The 1,058-nt window shown below is 66.3% G+C and carries 2 protein-coding genes; both read left to right on the forward strand.

Translation table 11 applies throughout. The annotated features are described in order from the left end of the window. Positions 1-675, forward strand: a 675-nt coding sequence (locus Q1B08_RS21475; RefSeq protein WP_299823409.1) for a sensor histidine kinase, incomplete at its 5' end; no start/stop codon positions are given. Position 676: 1 nt separating this feature from the next. Beyond that, positions 677-1,058, forward strand: a 382-nt coding sequence (locus Q1B08_RS21480; protein WP_299823412.1) for a response regulator, incomplete at its 3' end; no start/stop codon positions are given.

Consider the following 1,058-nt stretch of genomic DNA (forward strand, 5'->3'; position numbering starts at 1 on the left):
CTGCGAACCTATGCGAACCTGCTCGCCGCCGCGATCGAGCGGCTCCGGACCCACGACGAGTTGCACCGTACGGCGCGCGAACAGGGCGTGCTCGCCCGGGAGCTGGGCCACCGGGTCAAGAACCTGCTCGGCCTCGTCCGCGCGCTCGCCTCGCAGACATCCACGCAGGGCCGCACCGCGAAGGAGTACCGTACCGCGTTCATCGACCGGCTGCAGGCCCTGGCGACGGCCGAGAGCCTTGTGTTCGAAAGCTCCGATGAGCGGGTGGATCCGCTGACGCTCGCGAACGAGATCCTCTCGCCATACCGACAGGACGACCCTGGGAAGATCGCGATCCGCGGGGTGTCGATCGACATGGACCCGAGACAGGCCCGAATGTTCGGCCTGGCTCTCCATGAACTCGCGACGAATGCCGCGAAGTACGGCGCACTCAGCGTTCCGAGAGGGCGCGTGAGCCTCGACTGGCGCCTGGAGAATCCGGACGGAGACGCCCGTCGGCTGGCCATGACATGGCAGGAACAGGATGGCCCCGAGATAACGCCGCCGGAACGCAAGGGGTTCGGCACGCGGCTCCTGGAGGACGTCGTCACGATTGAACTGAACGGCGCGGCGGAACTGGTCTACGGCTCCGAGGGATTACGTTATGAGCTGACGTTCCCTGCTGCCGAGGCATGACATGTCGAGCGACCCGACCCGCGGATTGTCCGATCGCCGGATTCTGGTGGTCGAGGACGAACGGCTGATCGCGCTGGATATCCGGGATATTCTGGAAGAATGGGGCTGTCTGGTGCTGGGACCGGTCGCCACCGCCGCAGCAGCGCTGCAGTTGGTCGCAAACGATCGGCCGGACTGCGCCGTCCTCGACGTCCAGCTGGCCAGCGGCACCTCCGAGCCGATCGCAGCCGCGCTCCGCGCCGATGGGTGCCCGTTCCTGATCCTGACCGCGTATCAGCGCGGCCATCTCACCGGGGCCCTTCAAGATGCGCCGATGCTGAGCAAGCCGGTGGACGAGATGAAACTGAGGCAAGCGTTGATGTCCCTGCTTCCGGCAAGCATGT

Origin of the sequence: uncultured Jannaschia sp., from assembly GCF_947494025.1 — a bacterium.
Classification (GTDB): Bacteria; Pseudomonadota; Alphaproteobacteria; order Rhodobacterales; family Rhodobacteraceae; genus Jannaschia.